At 65.0% G+C, this 23,276-nt stretch carries 23 protein-coding genes and 1 tRNA gene; 8 read left to right on the forward strand and 16 right to left on the reverse strand.

The annotated features are described in order from the left end of the window. Nucleotides 1-71 precede the first annotated feature (71 nt). On the forward strand, nt 72-377 hold the full coding sequence (locus C8J45_RS18955) for a hypothetical protein (protein ID WP_146168630.1): 306 nt from the start codon (nt 72-74) through the stop codon (nt 375-377). Nucleotides 378-531: 154 nt separating this feature from the next. On the opposite strand, the gene C8J45_RS14870 is transcribed toward C8J45_RS18955, so the two are convergent. Further along, nucleotides 532-2,268, reverse strand: a complete 1,737-nt coding sequence (locus tag C8J45_RS14870; protein ID WP_146168631.1) for a hypothetical protein — start codon at nt 2,266-2,268, stop codon at nt 532-534. Between the two features lie 322 nt (nt 2,269-2,590). Between C8J45_RS14870 and C8J45_RS14875 the strand changes: the two genes are divergently transcribed. Beyond that, a complete protein-coding gene (locus tag C8J45_RS14875; protein ID WP_107963923.1) occupies nt 2,591-3,295 on the forward strand; it encodes an SDR family NAD(P)-dependent oxidoreductase in 705 nt (234 codons plus the stop codon). A gap of 215 nt (nt 3,296-3,510) precedes the next feature. Here the strand turns inward: C8J45_RS14875 and C8J45_RS14880 are convergent. Further along, nucleotides 3,511-3,601, reverse strand: a tRNA-Ser gene (locus C8J45_RS14880). Between the two features lie 88 nt (nt 3,602-3,689). On the opposite strand from C8J45_RS14880, the gene C8J45_RS14885 reads away from it, so the two are divergent. Further along, nucleotides 3,690-4,547, forward strand: a complete 858-nt coding sequence (locus C8J45_RS14885; RefSeq protein WP_107963924.1) for a peptidylprolyl isomerase — start codon at nt 3,690-3,692, stop codon at nt 4,545-4,547. On the opposite strand, the gene C8J45_RS14890 is transcribed toward C8J45_RS14885, so the two are convergent. From C8J45_RS14890 to C8J45_RS14940, 11 genes are all read right to left on the reverse strand, one after another. Continuing rightward, nucleotides 4,544-5,398: a pirin family protein gene (locus C8J45_RS14890; protein WP_107963925.1), complete on the reverse strand. Its 855-nt coding sequence runs from the start codon at nt 5,396-5,398 to the stop codon at nt 4,544-4,546. The two genes, C8J45_RS14885 and C8J45_RS14890, sit on opposite strands and share 4 nt — an antisense overlap. 1 nt (nt 5,399) lies before the next feature. After that, the gene (locus tag C8J45_RS14895; protein ID WP_107963926.1) at nt 5,400-5,972 is read right to left on the reverse strand and encodes an NADPH-dependent FMN reductase; all 573 of its coding nucleotides are present in this window, start codon (nt 5,970-5,972) and stop codon (nt 5,400-5,402) included. Between the two features lie 10 nt (nt 5,973-5,982). After that, entirely contained in the window at nt 5,983-6,777 is a 795-nt protein-coding gene (locus tag C8J45_RS14900) for a class III extradiol ring-cleavage dioxygenase (RefSeq protein WP_107963927.1), read from the reverse strand. Between the two features lie 76 nt (nt 6,778-6,853). Then, entirely contained in the window at nt 6,854-7,921 is a 1,068-nt protein-coding gene (locus C8J45_RS14905; protein WP_107963928.1) for a spore photoproduct lyase family protein, read from the reverse strand. 36 nt (nt 7,922-7,957) lie between these two features. After that, a complete protein-coding gene (locus tag C8J45_RS14910; protein WP_107964023.1) occupies nt 7,958-8,491 on the reverse strand; it encodes a response regulator transcription factor in 534 nt (177 codons plus the stop codon). Nucleotides 8,492-8,511: 20 nt separating this feature from the next. Further along, a complete protein-coding gene (locus tag C8J45_RS14915; RefSeq protein ID WP_107963929.1) occupies nt 8,512-9,825 on the reverse strand; it encodes an ATP-binding protein in 1,314 nt (437 codons plus the stop codon). Continuing rightward, on the reverse strand, nt 9,822-10,538 hold the full coding sequence (locus C8J45_RS14920; protein ID WP_107963930.1) for an SURF1 family protein: 717 nt from the start codon (nt 10,536-10,538) through the stop codon (nt 9,822-9,824). Before C8J45_RS14920 ends, C8J45_RS14915 begins: the two co-directional genes overlap by 4 nt. Then, entirely contained in the window at nt 10,538-10,912 is a 375-nt protein-coding gene (gene cyoD / locus C8J45_RS14925) for a cytochrome o ubiquinol oxidase subunit IV (RefSeq protein ID WP_107963931.1), read from the reverse strand. The genes C8J45_RS14920 and cyoD overlap by 1 nt, the downstream gene beginning before the upstream one ends. Next, a complete protein-coding gene (cyoC, locus tag C8J45_RS14930) occupies nt 10,909-11,547 on the reverse strand; it encodes a cytochrome o ubiquinol oxidase subunit III (RefSeq protein WP_056054578.1) in 639 nt (212 codons plus the stop codon). The genes cyoD and cyoC overlap by 4 nt, the downstream gene beginning before the upstream one ends. Before the next feature lie 4 nt (nt 11,548-11,551). Beyond that, nucleotides 11,552-13,552 carry a cytochrome o ubiquinol oxidase subunit I gene (gene cyoB / locus C8J45_RS14935; RefSeq protein ID WP_107963933.1) on the reverse strand — a complete coding sequence of 667 codons (2,001 nt, stop codon included), beginning with the start codon at nt 13,550-13,552 and terminating at the stop codon, nt 11,552-11,554. 9 nt (nt 13,553-13,561) lie between these two features. After that, a complete protein-coding gene (locus tag C8J45_RS14940; protein ID WP_107963934.1) occupies nt 13,562-14,782 on the reverse strand; it encodes a ubiquinol oxidase subunit II in 1,221 nt (406 codons plus the stop codon). Nucleotides 14,783-14,955: 173 nt separating this feature from the next. Here C8J45_RS14940 and C8J45_RS14945 point away from each other — a divergent pair, with 173 nt between their 5' ends. After that, on the forward strand, nt 14,956-16,287 hold the full coding sequence (locus tag C8J45_RS14945; protein ID WP_107963935.1) for an MFS transporter: 1,332 nt from the start codon (nt 14,956-14,958) through the stop codon (nt 16,285-16,287). A 310-nt stretch (nt 16,288-16,597) separates the two neighbouring features. Here C8J45_RS14945 and C8J45_RS14950 read toward each other — a convergent pair whose 3' ends face one another. Together C8J45_RS14950 and C8J45_RS14955 are read right to left on the reverse strand one after the other, a co-directional pair. Beyond that, entirely contained in the window at nt 16,598-17,758 is a 1,161-nt protein-coding gene (locus C8J45_RS14950; RefSeq protein WP_107963936.1) for an MFS transporter, read from the reverse strand. Between the two features lie 63 nt (nt 17,759-17,821). Next, the gene (locus tag C8J45_RS14955; RefSeq protein WP_107963937.1) at nt 17,822-18,439 is read right to left on the reverse strand and encodes a flavin reductase family protein; all 618 of its coding nucleotides are present in this window, start codon (nt 18,437-18,439) and stop codon (nt 17,822-17,824) included. A gap of 51 nt (nt 18,440-18,490) precedes the next feature. Here C8J45_RS14955 and C8J45_RS14960 point away from each other — a divergent pair, with 51 nt between their 5' ends. Genes C8J45_RS14960 through C8J45_RS14970 form a run of 3 tightly spaced genes read left to right on the forward strand, consistent with a single transcriptional unit; the run spans nt 18,491 to nt 21,296 of the window. Continuing rightward, on the forward strand, nt 18,491-19,261 hold the full coding sequence (locus C8J45_RS14960; RefSeq protein ID WP_107963938.1) for a cytochrome b/b6 domain-containing protein: 771 nt from the start codon (nt 18,491-18,493) through the stop codon (nt 19,259-19,261). Next, nucleotides 19,258-20,019: a molybdopterin-dependent oxidoreductase gene (locus C8J45_RS14965; RefSeq protein WP_107963939.1), complete on the forward strand. Its 762-nt coding sequence runs from the start codon at nt 19,258-19,260 to the stop codon at nt 20,017-20,019. Before C8J45_RS14960 ends, C8J45_RS14965 begins: the two co-directional genes overlap by 4 nt. Before the next feature lie 50 nt (nt 20,020-20,069). After that, nucleotides 20,070-21,296, forward strand: coding sequence for a cyclopropane-fatty-acyl-phospholipid synthase family protein (locus tag C8J45_RS14970; RefSeq protein ID WP_107963940.1), 1,227 nt, complete (start codon nt 20,070-20,072; stop codon nt 21,294-21,296). A 163-nt stretch (nt 21,297-21,459) separates the two neighbouring features. Here the strand turns inward: C8J45_RS14970 and C8J45_RS19415 are convergent, their stop codons facing one another. Next, a complete protein-coding gene (locus C8J45_RS19415) occupies nt 21,460-21,960 on the reverse strand; it encodes an EF-hand domain-containing protein (protein ID WP_107963941.1) in 501 nt (166 codons plus the stop codon). A 26-nt stretch (nt 21,961-21,986) separates the two neighbouring features. Here C8J45_RS19415 and C8J45_RS14980 point away from each other — a divergent pair, with 26 nt between their 5' ends. Beyond that, a complete protein-coding gene (locus tag C8J45_RS14980) occupies nt 21,987-23,204 on the forward strand; it encodes an argininosuccinate synthase (protein WP_107963942.1) in 1,218 nt (405 codons plus the stop codon). Nucleotides 23,205-23,276 lie beyond the last annotated feature (72 nt).

The following is a 23,276-nucleotide window of genomic DNA, read 5'->3' on the forward strand; positions in this document are numbered from 1 at the left end:
GGGCTTTATTCGATCTGACCTTTGGGACGCTCTCGAAGCGCCCATGATCTCGAGTAAGTGGAAACCGTACAGTGGCAGACGACATTCAAAATTCGGACGAGCACGGATCTTCAGGTGACGAGCACGGATCTTCAGGTAAGGATCATCAGGATCCGAGTGATCCGTCGCGACCTTTTCTGAGAATGCGGCCGAAGCATTTCTTTTCCAATGACTTCCGGATGGAGGTCGTTCAGGACTATTCCAAATCCGACGTGGAAGATTTGAGGGAAAGCCCGCCAAACTGGTTGGGTCGATTGATGGAACTCAACCTTCTGTTCATCATCCTGCTGATCGGCGTGCCGGTGCTCGTGTACTGCATCCTGGCATCGGCGACCTAGCCGCCGATGCAGCGGACCGGAATGCGTCGGAATGCGGGCCTGGCGCAGTCCTCAGATCGAGCGACATTCCTGAGCACGCTTGTTCGCTCATGCGCGCGTTTACACCGCCACTCGTCGTACGCGGCAACGGCAAGGGCAAGGGCACCGATGGTGGTTAAGGTCGCGGCAAAGTGTCCAGAACCGCGATGGCGCTGGCGCGTTCGGGCGAGTCATACCCTCCGCGCGCGACCGGCATCAGCGTGCTTCGCGCGAGCGGGACGATCCCGCGCGACGCTAGCTCGGTCCCAAGCGCGAGCCGGGTCGCTGACGCGTTCGGCACGGCGATCAGCGCCTTGGTGAGGCCGTCGACGGCGATTGCCGGCGCCTTTTCTCCCGCATCGGCGAAACTACGATAATAAGCGAGAAGAGGTGCCGACGCTTCGGTATCGGCACGATTGGCTCGCGCGATCGTGCTCCGCGCCTGCCGAAGCATCGCGGTGCGTTCGCTGCCACCCAGGCCCTTCGCCTGCTGCGTCATTGCAACGCCACTCCACATCAGACCCACGCTGCTGCCGGGCGAAATGACCAAGGCGCGATCCGCTGCGGCATGGCATTCCGCCCCATTGCCGCTGCGGCATTCGGCCTCTGCCAGCAGAACTTGCGCGCCTTCGTCGGTCGAGAATTTCGCAGCATCCGTGCGCAGTCGCCGCAACCAGGCATCTAGCTGCTTGAGGGCGGGACCGGTGGTCGCCTCGACGCGCGAACCGAGCTCAAGCCGCCCCTTCACGAACGCCGCCTCACCAAGCGACAGCCGGTGCACGATCGGCATACCCGCCCGCTCCGCCGGATAGGTCATCCGTTCGAACGGCTTTTTTGCGTAGAAGTAGCTGCGTAACTCCTTGGCGAGCGCATCGGGGTCGCCGAACACCGCAGCCGCCTCCGCCGACGGCGTTCCACTCGCAACCGCCTTCAGATACTGGCGGAATTGTCCGTTGCGGGTCGGCGAGAAGAACAGGAAGTGCGTCAGCATCCATGCATGCACCGGTGTCCAGCGTGTCTTGTTCGCAGGCCGTGTGAGATACGCATCGTTGAAGACGTCGGTCAGAGCAAAGTTGCCGAACCGGTGGAGAACGGCGGTCGTTCCCGCGGGCGCGCGACCATATTCCATCGTTGTTTCGCCACGAACGACCAACGTCGAGAACAACTGGCCGAAGCCATCCAGATACCAGCGGGGATAGGCAGCGGGAAAGAACGTCGTCAGGTAATGCTGTGCAAAGCCAGCGTAGATCATGCCCTCCGCGGTCAGCGGCACGGATTCCTCGTTGATCGGTCGGATAAGATCAGCACTGCTCTGCAAACCGAACAGTCCGGACTGACCGATCTGCCCCGCCCCGCCGGCGGGACCGCCAGGCGTAGGCAATTGCAGCCCTTGCAAGGCGTTGGCGACCGATACGCCTTGCTGGAGCACTACCCGTTGATCAATTCGGGTGGTTGCCAGCACGGCGCCGTCCTGACGGGGATCATAATAACGCCGGATGTCGAACGCCTCGTTGAAGGGCCCCTGCTGCCAGCGCATGTTACGCAGGTCCATCGCCTGGAATTCGGCTGCGTCTCCGATCAGCGTTACCCGGAGCTTCGTCGTATCGTCGGTCCGATCGGTACGGTTCAACAGGACGGACAACAGGAAATACAGCCGTTCCAGATTGTGCGCGATCTGCGTGACTTCCCGTTCGGGACCATCACTCAACACGATGACGTGCTGGGTTTCCGCCTCACGCCAGTTGCTTGGTCGCGCCCGCTGCCCCTGCACGACGATATCGTGGCCGGAGGATGGCGGCGGAACGATCTGCGCCGCAAGCGGAGCGGCTACACATGCGAGCGCTGGTATGCCCGCCCAGAATATCGTCCGCATCCGCCGCTCCCCGGTCACGCGGATCATTGCCCGCTACCGCCCACTTCAGACCACGAAAACGGCCGTGCTAAAAGCGCGAAAAGCGGTTCAACCGATCATGCCGATACTCAACATACGTGCAGGTCGGTCAGGCGGTCATTCCCTGGTCCCGGAGTGCGCTGCATGGGAAGCGCCGCGTAGCGGCCGGTCGTTTACGACACCGATGGCACGCATCTTGTGCAAGCCCCTGTTTTGACGGCACAAATAGCAAGGTTCGGCGTTGAGCCGATCAGGAAAGGCGTCCGCAAACCGTTTCCTTCAGCGGCAGAAAACAGGAAGAATCATGTCTAGCAAGGTCGCCATCGTCACGGGTGCGTCGCAAGGGTTGGGAGCGGGCATCGCACGCGGTTATCGCGAACGCGGCTGGCGTGTGGTCGGCGTATCGCGCAACATCACGGACGCCGACGAGGCGGACTGGCTCACCGTGGCAGGCGATGTCGGCGATCCCGCGACCGCCGAGGCGGTGGTTGCCCGCACGCTCGACCGGTTCGGTCGGATCGACACGCTGGTCAACAACGCGGGCGTCTTCATCGGCGAAGCGTTTACCGACTATACCGACGACCAGTATCGACGCATCGTCGCGACCAACCTCGATGGATTCTTCCACATGACCCGGCACGCCCTGCCCGCGATGTTGCGCAGTGGTGGTGGCCATATCGTCCAGATCGTCACGACGCTTGCCGAGCACGCCAACGGCGAGTTCCCTTCGGTTCTCGCATCGTTGACCAAGGGTGGTCTCGCTGCTGCAACCCGCAGCCTGGCGATCGAGTATGCCGCACGGGGAATCCGCGCCAACGCCATTTCACCAGGTATCATGGAAACGCCGATGCATCCTGCCGAGACGCGCGCCGGACTCGGCCGCTACCACCCGCTGGGCCGGATGGGCACCGTCGCCGACGTGGTACAGGCCATCCTGTACCTAGAGGACGCGACGTTCGTGACGGGCGAAATACTGCATGTCGATGGCGGTCAGGTGGCAGGCCATTAGAACGCGGCTCGTGGACGTCATGGGTTGCGCAACATCGCCGAGCCAAACGATCAAGGCTAGCTCGATCCGGATCCCAACTGCCTGATCGGCATCGGGCGCTCCTGCAGATGGATGCCTGGCTGAGACGCGACGAAACGACGCGAGACTGCCGCACATCGCAACCGACAGCCCGGCCGATGGTCAGGAAATGGATGAGACGCCCCGGGATGGCAGGGTGGCGGAGCGGGTGGGATTCGAACCCACGATACGCTTTTGACGTATACTCACTTTCCAGGCGAGCGCCTTCGACCACTCGGCCACCGCTCCGCATTGCTCTGGAAGCGGGTCTGCTAGTGCGGGTTTCGCGCGCGCGCAAGCGATTGCGTGCGGGGACGGCCTCGGGCAGTCTGCGGGGATGTTGAATATCCTTCTCGCCGCCATGCTTGCGCAGGCCGTTCCGGCCGCCGCGACGCTCCCGTCCGATCCGGTGCCGGCGGACTGGGTTGCGGTCCCGGACGACGAACTAATGGTCTTCACCCTGGCCAATGGGCACCGGTTTACCGTGCGGCTGGCGCCTCGCTATGCGCCGGTGCACGTCGCGAACATACGCAAGTTGGCGCGTGCGCATTGGTGGGATGCGGGGACGAGCGTGTACCGCTTGCAGGACAATTACGTCGCGCAATGGGGTGACGCGACGGAGAAGAAGGCGCTGGTCGCGGGCGTCGTCGCGAATCCATCGGCGGAATATTCGCATGCCGGGCCGACGACGGTGGCGCGGCTGTCGCAGCGCGATCCTTATGCGGAATGGGCGGGGTATAGTCGCGACGGGTGGCCGCTCGCGGGCAATGGCGCGACCGAGTGGGTGCCGCATTGCTACGGCATGGTCGGCGTCGCGCGCGATCTGGCGCCGAGCACGGGGAGCGGCGCTGAGCTGTATACCGTGATCGGGCATTCGCCGCGTGCGCTCGACCGGAACATCGCGGTAGTTGGGCGCGTGATCGACGGGGTCGAGTGGCTGTCGTCGCTGCCGCGCGGGACGGGGGATCTGGGGTTCTACAAGACCGAGGGGGAGCGTAGCCCGATCGTGTCCGCACGCCTCGCGAGCGACCTGCCCGCCGGTGAGCGACCGCATTTCGAATATCGCGCGGCGGACAATCCGCGGTTCGTGGCGTGGATCGCCTCGCGGGAGAACCGGGCGGGGCCGTTCTTTACGGTGCCCGCCGGGGGCGCCGACATCTGTGCCGCGCTGCCCCCGGTGCGCAAGGTGCCCTAGCGAATGACGGGCGGCTTGCCGAACAGGCCGGCGTTATAGTCCTCGATCGCGCGGACGATCTCTTCGCGGGTGTTCATGACGAACGGACCGTGGGAGACGACGGGTTCGCCGATCGGGTCGGCGTGGCCGTAGAGGATCGTGGCGGGGGCTTCGGTCGTGACGGTGATGGTGTCGCCCTCGTTGCCGAATGTGGCGAGGTGGTGCGGCTTGATCGGCGTGCCGTTGGCCGTGGGGGCGCCAGCGACGACGTAGAAGAAGACCGCGCGGCCGGTTGGGGATGGCAGGTCGATCTTGGCGCCGGCTTCGAGTTCGATCGTCATCATCGCGACGCCGGTCAGGGACTCGAACGCGCCCTGTCGTCCGCCGAACGTGCCGGAGATCAGGTTGACGGTGCCACCCTCGACCGGGATCGCGGGAATGTCCTCGCGCTGGAGGCCGGTATAGGCGGGCTTGGTCATCTTGAGGCGGCCGGGGAGATTGACCCAGAGTTGCAGGATCTCCAGCGGGCCGCCGTCGCGCTTGAATGATGCGGGCGAGATTTCCGCATGGATCAGGCCCGAGCCGGCGGTCATCCACTGGACGCCGCCTGCGCGGATGACGCTCTCGTGGCCACCGCTGTCGAGATGCGCCATCTCGCCCTCGAGGATGAAGCTGACCGTCTCGAAGCCACGGTGCGGGTGCGGGCCGAACGGCAGGCCGCTATTGCCCGGTCGATAGGTCTGCGGACCGTGGTGGTTGAGGAACAGGAACGGATCGACCTGCGGCAGGCCGGAGCCCGGTAGCGGGCGTCGTGTCACCAAGTCGGCGATGTCGTCGCGCTGGGCGGGATACTGGTCGAGGACGTGGCGCATGTCAGGAGGCCTCGCGGTCGGCGGTGGTGGGCCGCGCGATGTCGGCGAGCAGGTCGTCGATGCCGGCCACGAGGAAGTCGAGCGTGCGCTGGTCGGTCAGGCGACCGTCGGCGATCTTCTCGTGCACGGCGCCGACGACGGCTTGTGGGCGCAGGACGGTGCGCGCGCCAATCGAGGCCAGCGTCTCGTTCAGTTGCGCGTGCGCGCGTGCGCCGCCGACCGCGCCGGGCGACGACGTAAGCGTGAAGACGGGCTTGCCCGTGAGCGTCGCCTTGCCGTGCGGACGCGAGGCCCAGTCGAGCGCGTTCTTCAGTACGCCGGACATGCCGTGATTATATTCTGGGGAGGCGATGACGATCCCGTCGGCCGCGCCGATTGCCGCGCGCAGGGCTGCGACGGCGGCGGGGGGCGTGTCGGTGTCGGTGTCCTGATTGTAGAGCGGGACGTCGTTCAGCGCGAAGACCGTCAGCGCGGCCTTGTCGGTGATCGCTTCGCCAAGCGTGGTCAGGATCGCGGTATTGTACGAGCCGCGGCGCAGGCTGCCGGAGATCGCGAGCAGGACGGGAAGGGCCATGGAGTTTCCTTTAATTGAAGCGGTAGCCGGAGATTGAGGTTTGCAGCACACGCTCGCTGTAGACCTGCGTGCCGGCTTGATCGGAAGCGCCGGCAGCGACCATCAGCGGTAGCAGGTGCTCTTCGCGGGGGTGCGAGAGGCGGCCGGCGGGGGCTTCAGCCCAGCCGCCTAGCGCTGCCGCCCGGCCGGTCGGTTCGGACTCGACTGCGGCGGTGAGCCATTGATCGAAGGCTTCGGACGGCGCGGTGAAACGCGGGTCGCCGTAGCCGCGCATGTTGTGGAAGCTCATGCCCGAGCCGACGATCAGGACGCCTTCGTCGCGTAAGGGAGCGAGTGCGCGGCCGGCGGCGGCGTGCAACGTAGGGTCGAGATCGCGGTCGACCGACATTTCGATGACCGGGATGTCGGCGTCAGGGAACGCGACCTTCATCGGGATGAAGACGCCGTGATCGAGGCCGCGCGTTGGGTCGACGGTGGCGGTCAGGCCGGCTTCGCGGAGTAGGTCAGCGGCGCGGGCCGCCAAGACGGGATCGCCGGGCGTGTCGTAGCGGATCTCGTAGGTCTGCGCGGGGAAGCCGCCGTAATCGTAGATCAGCGGCGGCGTTGCGGCGCCGGTGAAGGCGAAGCCGCGCGTTTCCCAGTGACCGGAGACGACGAGGATCGCCTTAGGCTTTTCGAGCAGCGAGGCGGCGATCGAGCGGAGGTACGCGGCCATGCTGGTCCAGTTCCCGGCGGGGTCGTCCATGAAGAAACAGGGGCCGCCACCGTGCGGGATGAAGAGGGTTGGCTGGCGGGTGTTTGTCATGGATCCGAGGTAGGCGGCGGTGGCGGCGACCGGAAGGTCGGGAATGGCAACGCTGCGTTGCCGGCCGACGCGGCGGTCACGTCCAGTAGAGGATACGCGCCTGCGGGAGCTTGGCGGCGATCTCGTCCTGGAAGAAGGTGCGGAGCGCGCGCATCGTGTCGGCGTCGTAGACATATTTGACCGAGCCGAACTTGGTGCGTTTCTCGGTGCGGTTGGCCATGCTGAGGTCGAGCGACGAGCCGGGATACCAGGTTTCGAGCACTGCCTTCGATCCGGGGGTGTAGCGGTGGGTGATCAGTTCGATCGTCACGTTGGGCACGTCGGCGAGCACCCGGCCTGCCTCCGCGAGCAATTCGCCATACGCCTCGCGCCAGCCTTCGGCGGCGATGATCGGCGCGACCGTCAGGCCGATCCTGTAGCCCGCGTCCGCCATTCTTCGTAGCGCGAGCAGGCGGGCTGCGACGGGACTCGTGCCGCCCTCGAAGCGTGCATAAGCGGCGGGGTTTATCGAGGCGCGCATGCGGGTGCGGCCGCGGTGATCGAGACCCAGCAATGGCTCGACGGCGTCGAACTTGGTGGTGAAGCGCAACTGCACGTCGGCTTCCCACGCGCCGAAATGCGCGATCAGTGCGGACAGCGATCCGGTGACGTGTTCGATGCCGAGCGGGTCGGTGTAGCAGGACGCCTCGAACGTCGTGCCCTCATGCGCGCGCGCGGTCGAGCGCGACGTCACGGTGCCTTGGCCGAGGTGGGCGGGAAGTTCGGCGAGGATCTCGGGGAGGTTGGCGTAGACGCGCGTTATGGGCGGCCCCTTTAGCGAACCGGCGAGGTAGCAATAGCCGCAATGCGCGGGGCAGCCTTCGGCGAGGTCGATTCGCCAGTCGGCGCTGGGGGCGATCGGCTGGAGCTTGCGCTTCGACGGCGGCGCGACGACCAGCGCCAGCGTTGCCTTGGCTTCGGCATAGGCGCGGCGGGAGTCCTCGGGGAAGTCGAGCTTGAGGCGGTCGCTCGGTAGCGTCGTGACAGGTACGCCAAGTGCGGTCGCGCGGGCGGAGATCTTGGCACCGTGCTCCCAGGTCAGCGCGGACGGGGTCGCGAGCAGTCGCTTTGGCTGCCAGAGTCGTGAGGGTTTGGGCGCTGGCATCAAGCGACAACGCGCGCCTCCGGCGAAGCGTTGCCGCTATTTTACCGGGCGTTTCTCGAGCTTTCGCGCGAGCGTGCGGCGGTGCATGCCGAGGCGGCGCGCGGTCTCCGAAATGTTGAAGTCGGTTTCGGCGAGCGTGGTGTGGATGCGCTCCCATTCGAGCGTCTTGATCGAGGTCGGGCGCTCGGACAATTCGGTGTCGACGCTGCCCTCGGTGCGATCGAACGCGGCTTCGATGTCATCGGTGTTCGAGGGTTTGACGAGATAGTGCGACGCGCGGAGCTTGATCGCCTCGACCGCGGTGGCGATGCTGGCGAAACCGGTGAGGACGACGACGAGGATCTCCGGGTCGTGCGCGTGGAGCGTCTGGACGCAGACAAGGCCGGACGCGCCGCCCAGCTTCAGGTCGACGACGGCGTAACGGGGCGTACGCTCTGCCAGTTGCTCGACGAGTTCCTCGTGGCTGGCCGCCTGCATCACTTCGTAGCCGCGGCGTTCGAACGAGCGGCGAAGCGTGCGGGCGAAGGTTTCATCGTCCTCGACGATCGCCAGGAGTTTCGGTTCGGTCATGGCGTCCGTCACGGTGCTTGTCATGACAGGGCGATCGCAGAGAGGGGCATCCGGATCGTGACTTCAGCGCCACCGCCTTCGCAGTTCACGACGGACACGCCGCCGCCGAGCTTGCGCATGACGTTGACCGCGAGGAACAGGCCGAGGCCGTGGCCGGGTTCGCGCTTGCTCGACTGATAGGGTTTGCCGAAGCTGGCGAGGCGTTCGTCGCTGAAGCCTGGGCCGCGGTCTCGGACGATCAGCGCGAGGTCGCCGTCGGTGCGTTCGCCGCGGAACGCGACCCAGTGCGGCGAGGCTTCGGCGGCGTTGTCGAGCACGTTGGCGATCACCTGTTTGAGCGCGGGGTCGGACACGACCTGGGGATCGTCGCCGACTCGCGTGGTATAGTCGAAATCGACCGACGGGTGCACCGCGCGCCACTCGTCGACGATTCCGTCGAGGAGCTGGTGGAGCGGCATGATCTCGGGCGCCTCGCCGCGTGCCTCACCGGCCGAGAGCAGGATGCCGGTGACGATCGCCTTGCAGCGCTGGACTTCGGATTGCATCTCGACGATCTCGGCCTGGAGGTCGGCGTCCTGCGCGAGCGTTGGCATGCGGCGCCAATCGGCTAGGATCACGGCGATCGATGCGAGCGGCGTGCCGAGTTCGTGCGCGGCGCCGGACGCCAGCAGACCCATGCGGACGATGTGGTCCTCCTCCGCGGCCTGCTGGCGTAGGTCGGCAAGGCGCGTGTCGCGCGCGCGCAGGTTGCCGGTGATGCGGGTCATGAACAGCATCAGCAGCGTCGCGATCAGCATGAAGCAGAGCAGCGAGCCGATCGTGTAGAGCAGGAAATACTCGCCGCTGTAGTCGGGGGGGAGGATCAGCGGACGGTAATAGAGTGTTAGCACGCCGAAACAGGCGGCGGTGACGGCGACGATCGCCCAGCTCGACCAGCGATCGAGCAGCACCGCGCCTAGCACGACGTGGAGCAGATAGAGCGAGATGAACGGGTTGGTCGCGCCGCCCGCCAGATAGAGCTGCGTGGTGAGCAGGCCGACGTCGAACAGCAGCGCGAGCAGGAGCTGGATGTTCGCGCCCTTGCGCCAGCCGTACAGCGGCATGCTGGCGAGGTTGAGGCCCACGGCAGCGGCGAGCGCGGCCATCATCGGAACCAGCGGGAGATCGAAGCCGAGGCCGAAGCGCGCGAACAATATGGTGACGAACTGGCCGGCGACCGCGATCCAGCGCAGCGTCACGAGCTGGCGCATGTTGGCGTTGCCGGTCGCGTCGGTGCGGGCGGTGGCGAGCGCGAGCCAGCGTTGCCAGCCTTGGCGTGCCGCCGCCGAGGTCATGCCGCCTCTTGCCGCTTGCGCGCATCCTGGCGGACGAAGACGACGAACGCGGCGATCGTCATCGCGGCGAGCGCGAACCAGGTCAGCATGTAGACGAGGTGGTTGTTGGGGAACGCGATGATCGTCAGGCCGCCGACCGGGGCGGCGGTGCCGGACTTGTCCGCGTCGACAAAATAGGGGGCGACGTTCGACAGGCCGCGCGCCTTGGCGATCGCGGCGACGTCGCGCGAATACCATTTGCCGGTGGCGGGGTCATTGTGGCGGAGGAAGCCGCCGCCAGGCTCGGTGATGCGGAGATAGCCGGTGATCGTGACCGGGCCGGTTGGCTTGGTATGCGCGACGCGTTGTTCGGGCGAGACGTAGCCGCGGTTGACGAGGACGGTGAAGCCTTGCGCGGTCCGCAAAGGCGTGACGACCCAATAGCCGCTGCCAAGCGCGGTGGCGGCGCGGACCAGCGTTTCGCGCGAATTATCGAGGGTGCCGTCGAGGCGGATACGGCGATAGGCGTCGGTGGTGGCGGTGATCGCGCCCCAGGACGCGGGCCCCGGCGGCGCGACCGGCGCGGCGTGCGAACGCGCCGCGACCTGTGCGATCAGGTTGAGCTTCCAGGTGCGGCGCTCGACCTGCCAGATGCCGAGCGCCATGAACCCGGCGAACAGCAGCAGCGCGACCAGGCCTGCGACGTAGACGGCAGGGCCCGGTCGCGTGTTCATCACATGTCTGCCGCGGCCTGCATCGGCATCATGTTCGTGTTCATGTGGTACATCACCCAGATCGACCCACTGAGCGTGATGACGACGAGGATGATCGTGAAGATCAGCGCCATCATCGTCCAGCCGCCCTCCGACTTGCCGCTCATGTGCAGGAAGTAGATCATGTGGACGACGATCTGCGCGACCGCGAACACCATTACGACGAGCGCGGCGGTCGACGGATCCTTGAACGCGTCGGTCATGACGATCCAGAACGGGATCGCGGTCAGGATGACCGAGAGGAAGAACCCCTTGAGGTAGCTGCCGCGCGTGCCGTGCGCTGCGTGATCGTGATCCGCATGCGCGTCGTGCGTGTTTGCGTGGGGGTCGCTCATCGTAGGGTGCCCATCAGATAGACGAAGGTGAAGACGCCGATCCAGATGACGTCGAGGAAATGCCAGAACATGCTGAGGCACATCAGGCGACGCTTGTTCGCGGCGATCAGACCGTGCTTCTGAACCTGCACCATCAGCGTGACGAGCCAGATGAAGCCCATCGTGACGTGGAGGCCGTGCGTGCCGACGAGCGTGAAAAACGACGACAGGAACGCGCTGCGGGTCGGGCCCGCACCCTCATGGATGAGGGTGGCGAACTCGTACATTTCGATCGACAGGAAGCACAGGCCGAACAGGCCGGTGAACGCCAGCCACATCTGCATGACGCGCTGGCGACCTTCCTCCATCGACAGCATCGCGAAGCCGTAGGTGATCGACGAGAACAGCAGCATCGCGGTGTTCACCGCCACCAGCGGCAGCTCGAAGATCTCCTTCGGGCTGGGCCCGCCGGCATAGCTGTTGCCGAGCACGGCATAGGCCGCGAACAGCACCGCGAAGATAAGACAATCGCTCATCAGGTACATCCAGAAGCCCAGCATCGTGCTGCTGCCTTCGGGATGCTCGTGCTCGTCCAGCTCGTAGAACGAGACCTTCTCTGTCTCGTTCAGGCCGTCCTTCATGGGTATTGCGGACATCGCGTCAGGCTCCCTGGGTCGCGAGCTGGCGGGTGCGCGCGTCCTCGCTGGCGATCACGTCCTCGACCGGGATGTGGAAGTCGCGCTTGTAGTTGAACGTGTGGAAAATGGTGGTGCCGAAGATGCCGGCGAGCGCCAGCCCTGCGAGCCACCAGATGTACCAGATCATCGCGAACCCGAACGCAACGCTGAGGCCGGCGAGCACGACGCCCGTGCCGGTGCCGCTCGGCATGTGGATCGACTTGAAGCCGGTCACGGGCCGCTCGTGCTTGCGCTCCTTCATGTCGTACCAGGCGTCCAGGTCATGGACGATCGGCGTGAACGCAAAGTTGTATTCCGGCGGCGGCGACGAGGTCGCCCACTCCAGCGTACGGCCACCCCAGGGATCGCCGCTGTGATCGGCCAGCGCTTTGCGGTTGCGGATGCTGACGAATATCTGGAGCAGGAAGGCACCGATGCCGGCTGCGATCAGGGCTGCGCCAAAGGCGGCGATGACGAACCAGATCTGCAGGTTCGGATCGTCGAAATAGCGCATCCGGCGAGTCACGCCCATCAGGCCGAGCACGTAGAGCGGCATGAACGCGAAGTAGAAGCCGACCACCCAGCACCAGAACGATACCGTGCCCCACTTCTTGTCCAGCTTGAAGCCGAACGCCTTCGGGAACCAGTAGTTGATGCCGGCGAACATGCCGAACAGCGTGCCGCCGATGATCACGTTATGGAAATGCGCGACCAGGAACAGCGAGTTGTGCAACACGAAATCGGCTGGCGGCACCGCGAGCAGGACGCCGGTCATGCCGCCGATCGTGAAGGTCACCATGAAGGCGATCGTCCACATCATCGGCAGTTCGAACCGGATCCGGCCCTTGTACATCGTGAACAGCCAGTTGAAGATCTTGGCCCCGGTCGGGATCGAGATGATCATCGTGGTGATGCCGAAGAACGAGTTCACGCTCGCGCCAGAGCCCATCGTAAAGAAGTGATGCAGCCAGACGAGGTAGGCGAGGATCGTGATGACGAGCGTCGCATAGACCATCGAGCTGTAGCCGAAGAGGCGCTTGCCCGAGAAGGTCGAGGTGACTTCCGAGAAGATGCCGAATGCCGGCAGGACCAGAATATAGACCTCGGGGTGACCCCAGATCCAGATCAGGTTGACGTACATCATCGGGTTGCCGCCCGAGTCGTTCGTGAAGAACGCGGTGCCGATGTAGCGATCGAGCGACAGCATCGCGAGAACCGCGGTCAGGACCGGGAAGGCGGCAACGATCAGGATGTTGGTGCAGAGCGACGTCCAGGTGAAGATCGGCATCTTCATCATGGTCATGCCGGGCGCGCGCATCTTGACGATGGTCGCGACCAGATTGACGCCGGACAACAGTGTCCCGATGCCCGCGATCTGCAACGCCCAGATATAATAGTCGACACCGACGTCGGGCGAGTAGGCCAGTCCCGAGAGGGGCGGCATCGCGAGCCAGCCGGTCCGCGCGAACTCACCGATGAACAGCGACATCATGACGATCACGGCACCGGCCGTGGTCATCCAGAAGCTGAAATTGTTGAGGAACGGGAACGACACGTCGCGCGCGCCGATCTGAAGCGGGACGACATAGTTCATCAGACCCGTGACCATCGGCATCGCCACGAAGAAGATCATGATCACGCCGTGCGCGGTGAAGACCTGGTCGTAGTGATGCGCGGTCAAGTATCCTTCGGACCCGTTGAACGCCATCGCCTGCTGTGCGCGCATCATGATCGCGTCGGAGAACCCGCGCAGCAGCATGACGATCGCCAGGATCATGTACATGATCCCGATCTTCTTGTGATCCACGCTCGTGAACCACTCGTTCCAGAGATAGCCCCAGACCTTGAAATAGGTCAGCGCGGCGACGAGCCCGAGCCCGCCGATCGCCACCATCGCGAAGGTGGCGACGACGATCGGTTCGTGCAGCGGCAGCGACTCCAGGGTCAGGCGGCCGAAGATAGTCTTCAACAGTGTGTCGTTCATGATGGTTCTCTAGCCGTTCGCGACGGGGCGCGTGCCCGGCATGGTGGAGGGGGTCAGCATCGTATGATTGCGGTTGGACTGCGAGCCGGGCGCGCTGTTGGCGCCGTCCTGTTTTATGTCGGCCGGCGCGGTCCAGTGGTTGCCGCTTCCCTTTTCGTCCGCGTCCTTCATTAACGCGCCTTCGACTCGCTCGGACGAATCCTGCGGGCCCTTGCCGCCATTGACTCCGGGCATCGCCATGCCGGCGTGCGAGTCCCCCCCGCCTTTGCCGCCGTGCATCATCTGCGACATGCAGACCTTGCCGGGCTGGACGCACTGCTCGACGACCAGCTTGAACATGTTCGGCTCGACCGCATTGTAATAGCGGACCGGGACCTTCTCGCTCGGCTTCTCCAGCTGGAGATAGCTAGCGCGATTGAGGCCGCCCCCGCGCTGCTTGACCTGGTTGACCCAGGCCTGGAAGCCCGCGTCGCTGACGCCGTGGAAGCGGAAGCGCATCCCCGAGAAGCCTGCGCCGCTATAGTTGGACGAGAAGCCTTCGTAGTTGCCGGGCTTGTTGATCACCGCGTTCAGCGTCGTCTGCATGCCGGGCATCGTGTAGATCATGCCGGCGAGCGCAGGGATGTAGAACGCATTCATCACCGACGACGAGGTCATCTGGAAACGAATCGGACGATCGACCGGCGCGGCCAGTTCGTTGACCGTGGCGATGCCGTATTCCGGATAGATGAAGAGCCACTTCCAATCGAGCGCAACGACCTGAACCTCGAGCGGCTTGCCGACGCCGTTCGCCAGCTGCTGCTTGTCGACCAGGTTGCCGACCGGCACGTTGTTCGCGAGCGTCGGCGCATCTGGCTTGATCCGACCGAGCGGACGGTACGGATCAAGTAGATGCGTGCTGGTCCAGGTCAGCGCGCCGAGCGCGATGATGATCAGCAGCGGGATGCCCCAGATCAACAGCTCTAAGCCGACCGAGTGATCCCAGTTGGGCTCGTACTTGGCGGTCTTGTTCGACTGGCGATACCGGAACGCGAACAGCAGCGTGAGGCAGATCACCGGCACGATGATCAACAGCATCAGCCCGGTCGCGATCAGCACGAGATCGCGCTGTTGCACTGCGATATCGCCCGAGGGCGACATCACGACCCAGTTGCAGCCGCTGGTGAGCAGCGCAAGCGGCAGCACGGCCAGCCATTTTTTCGCGCGGGAAACGGTTTTCTCAACGATCATGCGGATCCCCTACGCCTCGCTTTCGCCGCGCTACAGTGGACAATTTGTCCAATGGGCGCTGCACTGCAACATCGGCATGGCTTTATTGTTACCGGGGGTAGCATAGATTGCCCCTGCCCGCATCCGCCAGAACAGCGTATGATGGGTTCGCGCCCTGAAGAGCGAGTTGAAGAATGAGTGCAAACACAGTCCCCGAGACGAGCTTCGAAGCCGATGCTCGCAGTATCCACAGCGACGGCGAGCACGTCACGCCGGGCGTGATCGCGATCGGCGTGGTGATCGGCCGTACCTCGGAATTCTTCGACTTCTTCGTCTACGCGATCGCCTCGGTGCTCGTGTTCCCGACGCTGGTGTTCCCGTATGTCGACCGGTTGCAGGGCACGCTCTATTCGTTCGCAGTGTTCGCGCTGGCGTTCATCGCCCGCCCGATCGGTTCGATCATCTTCATCGCGGTCGATCGCGCCTATGGCCGCAGCGTCAAGCTGACGATCTCGCTGTTCCTGCTCGGCACCTCGACGGTCGCGATGGGGTTCATCCCCGGCTATGACCAGGTCGGCAACTGGTCGGTCGCGATCCTCGCGCTGCTGCGTATCGGCCAAGGCGTCGCGCTCGGCGGCGCGTGGGATGGTCTCGCCTCGCTGCTGTCGCTGAACTCGCCGGAAAAGCATCGCGGCTGGTACGCGATGCTGCCGCAGCTTGGGGCGCCGATCGGTCTGCTGGTCGCGAGCGGCCTGTTCGCGTTCTTCGTGGCCGCGCTGCCGACCGAGGATTTCTTCGCTTGGGGCTGGCGTTATCCGTTCTTCGTAGCGTTCGCGATCAACGTCGTCGCGCTGTTCGCGCGCCTTCGCCTGGTGGTGACGCCCGAATTCGAAGAGATGTATGCCAAGCGCGAGTTGGAGCCGGCGCCGGTCGTCGAGACCGTGCAGTCGCAGTGGAAGGCGATCTGGCTCGGCTCGTTCGTGCCGCTCGCGAGCTTCGCGCTGTTCCACATGGTCACGGTGTTCCCGCTGTCGTGGGTCGTGCTGTTCACGCGTGAATCGGCAGGTCGCTTCCTCGTGGTCGAGGTGATCGGCGCGATCATCGGGATCGGCGCGATGCTGGTGTCGGGGCTGCTCGCAGACCGGTTCGGACGTCGCACGATGCTGGGCACGATCGCAGTGCTGATCGCGCTGTTCGCGATAGCCGCACCATCGCTGCTCGATGGCGGCGAGATCGGCGAGCGCCTGTTCATGGGCATTGGCTTCCTGCTGTTCGGCCTGTCGTTCGGCCAGTCCTCGGGCGCGATCGCGTCGAGCCTGTCGCCGCAGCACCGCTATACCGGTTCGGCGCTGACGACCGATCTGGCGTGGCTGTTCGGTGCGGGGTTCGCTCCGCTGGCGGCGCTGTTGCTGACGAGCAAGCTGGGGCTGGCGGCGAGCGGCGCGTACCTGTTCTCAGGCGCCGTGTTCACGCTGATCGCTCTGGGTCTGAACAAGCAGCTCGCCAAGCGCGACATCGCGCGGTGATCGTGCGGGGCTGACGGACGAAGCGATCGACTCCGTCCGAACGATTGGCACCATGAGCACCACCCCGGCGAAGGCCGGGGCCCAATTGGCAAGGCTACGGTAACGGACCGCTGCCCCTAGTTAGCACCGTCCCCCAATTGGGCCCCGGCCTTCGCCGGGGTGGTAGCGATTGGGATATCTCTAAGCCTCTCCAGAACCGTCGCCCCCCCCAAAAAACGTCGCCCCAGCGAAAGCTGGGGTATCACCGTTGGCGGACGCTGCGACCCGGAACGGGGAGATCCCAGCTTTCGCTGGATGACGGTGAGGGTAGTCAGACCCGTCGGCGGTCGATCGCCCAAGAGACCGCCCAAATCGCGAACCCGCCAAGCGCGAGCGCGGTCCCGACCCAGCCAGTCGACGGCAACCCATATCCGCCCGCAATCGCCAGCCCGCCAAGCCAGGGGCCCAGCGCGTTGGCGGTATTGAACGCGGAATGGTTGAGCGCCGCCGCCAATGTCTGCGCCTCCTCCGCGACGTCCATCAGTCGCGTCTGGAGGATCGTCGACAACCCGCCGCCGCAGCCGATCAACACCACCACCGGCAGCATCGCCCACAGATGCGGCGTCGCCGGCGCGTAAAGCGCGAGCGCGCCTGCCCCGAACAGCAACGTGATTCCCGCCGCCGGCATCAGCGCCACGTCCGCCGCCTTCGCGCAGACCAAAGTGCCGATCGTCATGCCGACGCCGAACAGCGCAAACGCCACGGGCGTGAACGCAGACGATACGCCCGTCACTTCGGTCAACGTCGAGGCGAGATAGGTGTAGACGCAGAAAATCCCGCCGAACCCGACCGCGCCGATCGCAAGCGTCAGCCACACCTGCCCGTTACGCAGTGCCGCGAGTTCGCCCAGCGGGCTCGCATCCTTGGCAGGGCGAAGTACCGGCGCGAACCGTAACAGCATCGCCACCGTCGCGGCCGCGATGATCGCGACGATCCCGAAACCCCAGCGCCAACCAAACCACTGGCCGATACCATTCGCCAGCGGCACGCCCGCGATCGTCGCGATCGTCAGCCCGAGCATCATCCGCGACACCGCCCGCGACCGCTTCTCGCGCGGCACCATCGACGCCGCGACAAGCGATCCGACGCCGAAATACGCGCCATGCGGCAGTCCGCTCAGGAACCGGGCCAGCAGCATCAGATGATAGGTCGGCGCGAGTGCGGACAGGCCGTTGGCGATCCCGAGAAACGTCATCAACCCGATCAGCAGCACCCGCCGCTCGATCTTCGCCGCCAGCACCGCGATCGTCGGCGCGCCGACGACCACGCCCAGCGCATAGGCGCTGATGACATGCCCCGCGGTCGGCTCGTCGATCCCGAGCCCGCGCGCGAACTGCGGCAACAGGCTCATCGCCGCGAACTCGGTGGTGCCGATCGCGAACCCGCCGACGGCGAGCGCGAGCAGCGCCATGCGCGTATCGACAGGTTTCATGCAGTATCGCTTTCGTAAAGTCAGTGCCGTCGCGACATGCTGCGCCGCACCATATACGCCCTATCAGCCTGGGCGACGCATTTTGAACAAGGAATCCTCCGTGATCGTAAAGTAATCCGCGGGGCCGCCGCCACGCAGGATCGGTCGCGCACGCGCGGTCTGGTAGACTCCGTCCTCCAGCATCGCGGAGTCGATGTGGATCGCGACCGCCTCGCCCAGCACCAGCCACTGGTCGAGTTCGCGGCCTTCCTTGGTTTCCAGACGGATGAGTTGCGTAAGCTTGCACTCGAACTGCGCGCGCGACGCCGCGACACGCGCCGGTTTCACCTTTGTCGACGCGGCCATATCGAGCTGGGCGAGCGCGAACTCGTCGACGTCGGCGGCGACGTTCGCGGCAGTCGTATTCATCGCCTCGCCGAGATCGCGCGATACCAGGTTCCAGACGAACTCGCCGGTCGCCTCGATATTGGCGACGCTGTCCTTCCAGCCCATCGACGAGAAGCCGATGATCGGCGGATTGTAGTTGAACAGGTTGAAGAAACTGTACGGCGCGAGGTTCGCCACGCCGTCTGCGGACACAGTGCTGACCCAGCCGATCGGCCGCGGCGCGACGATCGCGTTCAGCGGATCGTGCGGGAGGCGATGGCCGTTCGTGGGCTCGTAAGAATGCCATTCGGTCATACATGTATTCCTGCTAAGTCACTGTCTGACTGCCTATAGCGAAGGTCGAGCATGAACGATCCCACTGCCCTCCCCGTCAGCACCCCCGTCAGCCCCCCGGTCATCAAGCGCCACCGGCTGGCGACGCGCGTCTGGCACTGGGTGACAGTGGTGACGATGTTCATCATGATCGGTAGCGGGATCGGCATCCTGAAGGCGCATCCGCGGCTGTATTGGGGACGGTACGGCGCGAATTTCGATACCGCGTGGACGACGCTCGACCAGTGGCCGAGCTGGCTGGTGTCGCTACTCAACCTGCTGACGATCCCGACGAGCTATAATCTGGCGCTGTCGCGGCGCTGGCATCTGCTGTTCGCGCTGGTGCTCGCCTTCGCGCTGCTCGGGTTCATGATCGTCAGCCTGATCAACAAGCATTTCCAGCGCGATCTTCGCGTGCGTGCCGCCGAGCTTTCGCCGCGCGAAGTGGTGCATGACGTGAAGGAGCATCTCGCGTTCCGCTTTCACGACCCCAAGAAGCCGGGCGCGTACAACATCCTTCAGAAGCTGTCCTATGTGGTGACGATCTTTGTCCTGATCCCAGTGATGATCCTGACCGGATTGACGATGTCGCCGGGGATGGATGCGGCTTGGCCGTGGCTGCTCGAGGTGTTCGGCGGGCGGCAGTCGGCGCGGTCGATCCACTTCATCGCCGCCACCGGGCTGGTGCTGTTCATCATCGCGCATCTGGCGCTGGTGATCCTTGCGGGGACCTGGAACGAGGTGCGGTCGATGATCACCGGGCGTTGGAAAATACCCGCCCACCCGTCGGAGGACGTCGCATGAGTTCGCTGATCACCCGCCGTTCGCTCGTCATGGGCGCGACCATCGGTGCCGGCGCGCTGCTGGCCGGCTGCGACAAGATCGCCGCGAACCCCGAGGCGCGGAAGATCCTGTTCATGGGCGAGGACATGAACCGCGGGCTGCAGCGCGCGCTGAGCAACCGCAACGCGCTCGCGCCCGAGTTCAGCCCTGCGCAGATGTCGCCGATCTTCCGCTCGAATGGCACGAGCAATCCGGGGACCGCGGATTATACCGCGATGGTCGTCAACAACTTCGCGGATTACCGGCTGAAGGTCGGCGGGCTGGTCGATAACCCGTTGTCGGTGTCGCTCCCGCAACTCCGCCAGATGCCGTCGCGGGCACAGATCACGCGGCACGACTGTGTCGAGGGCTGGAGCGCGATCGGCAAGTGGCAGGGGCCGAAGCTTGGCGCACTGCTCGACGCCGCCGGGTTGCAGAAGTCCGCACGCTACATCGTCTTCACCTGTGCCGACCTGTACAACGGCGCAAACTATTACGAGTCGGTCGATCTGGTCGACGCATTCCACCCGCAGACGATCCTCGCCTGGGCGCTCAACGATCAGGTGCTCGACGTCGCGCACGGCGCGCCCGTCCGGCTGCGCGTCGAACGGCAGCTCGGCTACAAGAACGCCAAATACGTCATGGCGATCGACGCGGTCGCCAGCCTCGCCGGGATCGGCAAGGGCAAGGGCGGCTATTGGGAAGATAACGTGGATTACGACTGGTACGCCGGAATCTGATCGGCCGCCGGGGGTAGCGCAATTCCGTACCAGTCATTAGCTAACGCGGCATGGCACTTTTCGATCGTTTCCTGGCCCGGCAGGTTAAAACCGGCGAACTCACGCTCATCCACGTCGACGGCACGACCAAGCATTTCGGCAAGCCCGACCCCGCCTACAACCCGGTCACGATCCGGCTGACCCAGCCCGGCGTCGCCGGCGCGATCGTCCGCCACCCGGCGCTTGGCGCGGCAGAGGCGTTCATGGACGGGCGCCTTGTGATCGAGCGCGGCGACATCCGTGATCTCATCAATCTGCTCAAGGGCAACAGTCCGTGGGAGCGTGGCGGCGGGCTCAATCCCTCGCTGCCGATCAAGCTGCTCGGCAAGGTCGTGCACCGCGTCGACCGCGTGAACATGGCGCGCCGGTCGAAGAAGAACGTCGCGCATCACTACGACCTGTCGGATCGGCTGTACGACCTGTTCCTCGACGCGGATCGGCAATATTCCTGCGCGTACTTCACCGACGCGGGCAACAGCCTGGAGCAGGCACAGGACGACAAGAAGGCGCACATCGCCGCCAAGCTTGCGATCCAGCCGGGCATGCGCGTGCTCGACATCGGCTGCGGCTGGGGTGGCATGGCGCTGTACCTGCACGCGAAGACCGGTGCCGAAGTGCTGGGCGTGACGCTGAGCGAGGAGCAGTTGAAGGTCGCGCGGCGTCGCGCCGAGGAAGCCGGGGTCGCCGACAAGGTGAAGTTCGAGCTGATCGACTATCGCGCGCTGAACGGGACATTCGACCGGATCGTCTCGGTCGGGATGTTCGAGCATGTCGGCCCGGCGCACTACAAGGCGTTCTTCCGCAAGTGCCACGACCTGCTGACGGAAGACGGCGTGATGCTGCTCCACACGATCGGCCGGATGGGCGGTCCGGGCGTCACCGACACCTTCACGACCAAGTACATCTTCCCGGGCGGCTATAATCCGGCGCTGTCGGAGATCGTGAAGGGGTATGAGGGGCTGAAGTTCTTCCCGACCGATATCGAGGTGCTGCGCGTGCATTATGCGCTGACGATCGACCTCTGGTACGACCGGACGGTGGCCGCGAAGGACGCGATCGTCGCGTTGTACGACGAACGGTTCTACCGGATGTGGACGTTCTATCTCGCGGGCGCCGCGGCGGCGTTCCGGACCGGGGGGATGGTCAATTACCAGATCCAGCTGTCGAAGAGCCGGATGACACTGCCGCTGACGCGCGATTATATGATCGAGGGTGAGCGGGCTTTGCGCGAAGGCTGACCCGCTCTCGCACCGTCCCCTGTACAAGTCGGGCTTGGCGCAGGACACCGCCCGTCAACCTCCGTGTTCCCCCGCGGAGGCGGTGGCCCAGGACCAAGCAGGGATACGGTACTTAGCTGGGCTCCCGCGTCCGCGGGAGAACAACGGTATTAGGCGAATGGACTTAGCGCGGGCCCTGCACGTCGGCCTTCGCCGCGGCGCGCTCGTCGCCGCCGATCTTGCCGTCCTTGTTCGCATCGTATTTTGCGAACGTCGCCGCGAGCAGCGCCTGCGCCTCGGCCTGCGTGACCTTGCCGTCCTTGTTCTTGTCCGCGCTCGTGAACCACAGGTCCGCGAGACGCTTGGCGTGAACGGGATCCGGACGGCCCTGACCGCCGACCTTCATGTTGCCGATCCGCGCCTGCACTTCCGCGCGCGTGAGGACGCCGTCCTTGTTGGTATCCGACGCGGCGAACTCGGCCTTGAACTTGGCCGAGGCAGATGCGCGCGTTTCCTGCGCGAGCGCCGGAGTCGCAAGGCCGGCGAGGACGAGAAGGGTGAGGCTTTGGCGTAGCACGGTGCAGTAACTCCAGAGGATGCGCGGCGCAGATAGACCGGTTCGGTTGTACGCGCCATTAACGCGCGTGGTTGCATGGCGCGCGCCCAGCGCATAGGGGCGCCGCATTGGATATTGCCCAAAGGATTCTGCCCGTGACCGATCAGATCAACCGCGTCGTGCTCGCCTATTCCGGTGGCCTGGACACGAGCGTGATCCTGAAATGGCTCCAGCAGACGTATAACTGCGAAGTCGTGACCTTCACCGCCGATCTCGGCCAGGGCGAGGAACTCGAGCCCGCGCGCGCGAAGGCCGAGATGATGGGCGTCAAGCCCGAGCACATCTTCGTCGACGACCTGCGCGAGGAGTTCGTGCGCGACTACGTGTTCCCGATGATGCGGTCGAACGCGCTGTACGAGGGGCTGTACCTGCTCGGCACGTCGATCGCGCGGCCGCTGATCGCCAAGCGCCAGATCGAGATCGCCAAGATGGTCGGCGCCGATGCGGTCAGCCACGGCGCGACCGGCAAGGGCAACGACCAGGTCCGCTTCGAGCTCGGCTATTACGCGCTGTCGCCCGACATCAAGGTGATCGCACCGTGGCGTGAATGGGATCTCACCAGCCGCACCAAGCTGATCGAGTTCGCCGAACAGCACCAGATCCCGGTCAGCAAGGACAAGCGCGGCCAGGCGCCGTTCTCGACCGATGCGAACATGCTGCACACATCGAGCGAAGGCCTCGTGCTCGAGAACCCGTGGGACGAGGTTCCCGACTATGTCTATTCGCGCACGGTGAACCCCGAGGACGCGCCCGACGTCCCTGAGTACATCACGATCGATTTCGAGCGCGGCGACGGCGTCGCGATCAACGGCGAGGGCATGAGCCCGGCCACCCTGCTGTCGACGCTCAACGAGTACGGCCGTCGCCACGGCATCGGCCGTCTCGATCTCGTCGAGAACCGCTTCGTCGGCATGAAGAGCCGCGGCATGTACGAGACGCCGGGCGGCACGATCTATCACCTCGCACACCGGGGCATCGAGCAGCTGACGCTCGATCGCGGCGCCGCGCACCTGAAGGACGAGCTGGCACCGCGCTATGCCGAGCTGATCTACAACGGCTTCTGGTTCTCGCCGGAGCGCGAGATGCTGCAGGCGGCGATCGACCACAGCCAGGAGAAGGTGTCGGGCACCGTTCGGCTGAAGCTCTACAAGGGCGGCGTGTACGTGGTCGGCCGCAAGTCGCCGAACTCGCTGTATTCGGAGAAGGTCGTGACGTTCGAGGACGACCAGGGCGCGTACGATCAGCGCGACGCAGCGGGCTTCATCAAGCTGAACGCACTGCGCCTGCGCCTGCTCGGACGGCGTGATCAGTAGGGGCGACCAGTAGTCCGCCACCAACTGGACCGCGGTTCGATGCCCAAGTTTGCAGGGAAGATCGTCAACTCG

Origin of the sequence: Sphingomonas sp. PP-CE-3G-477, from assembly GCF_003050745.1 — a bacterium.
Taxonomy (GTDB): Bacteria; Pseudomonadota; Alphaproteobacteria; order Sphingomonadales; family Sphingomonadaceae; genus Sphingomonas.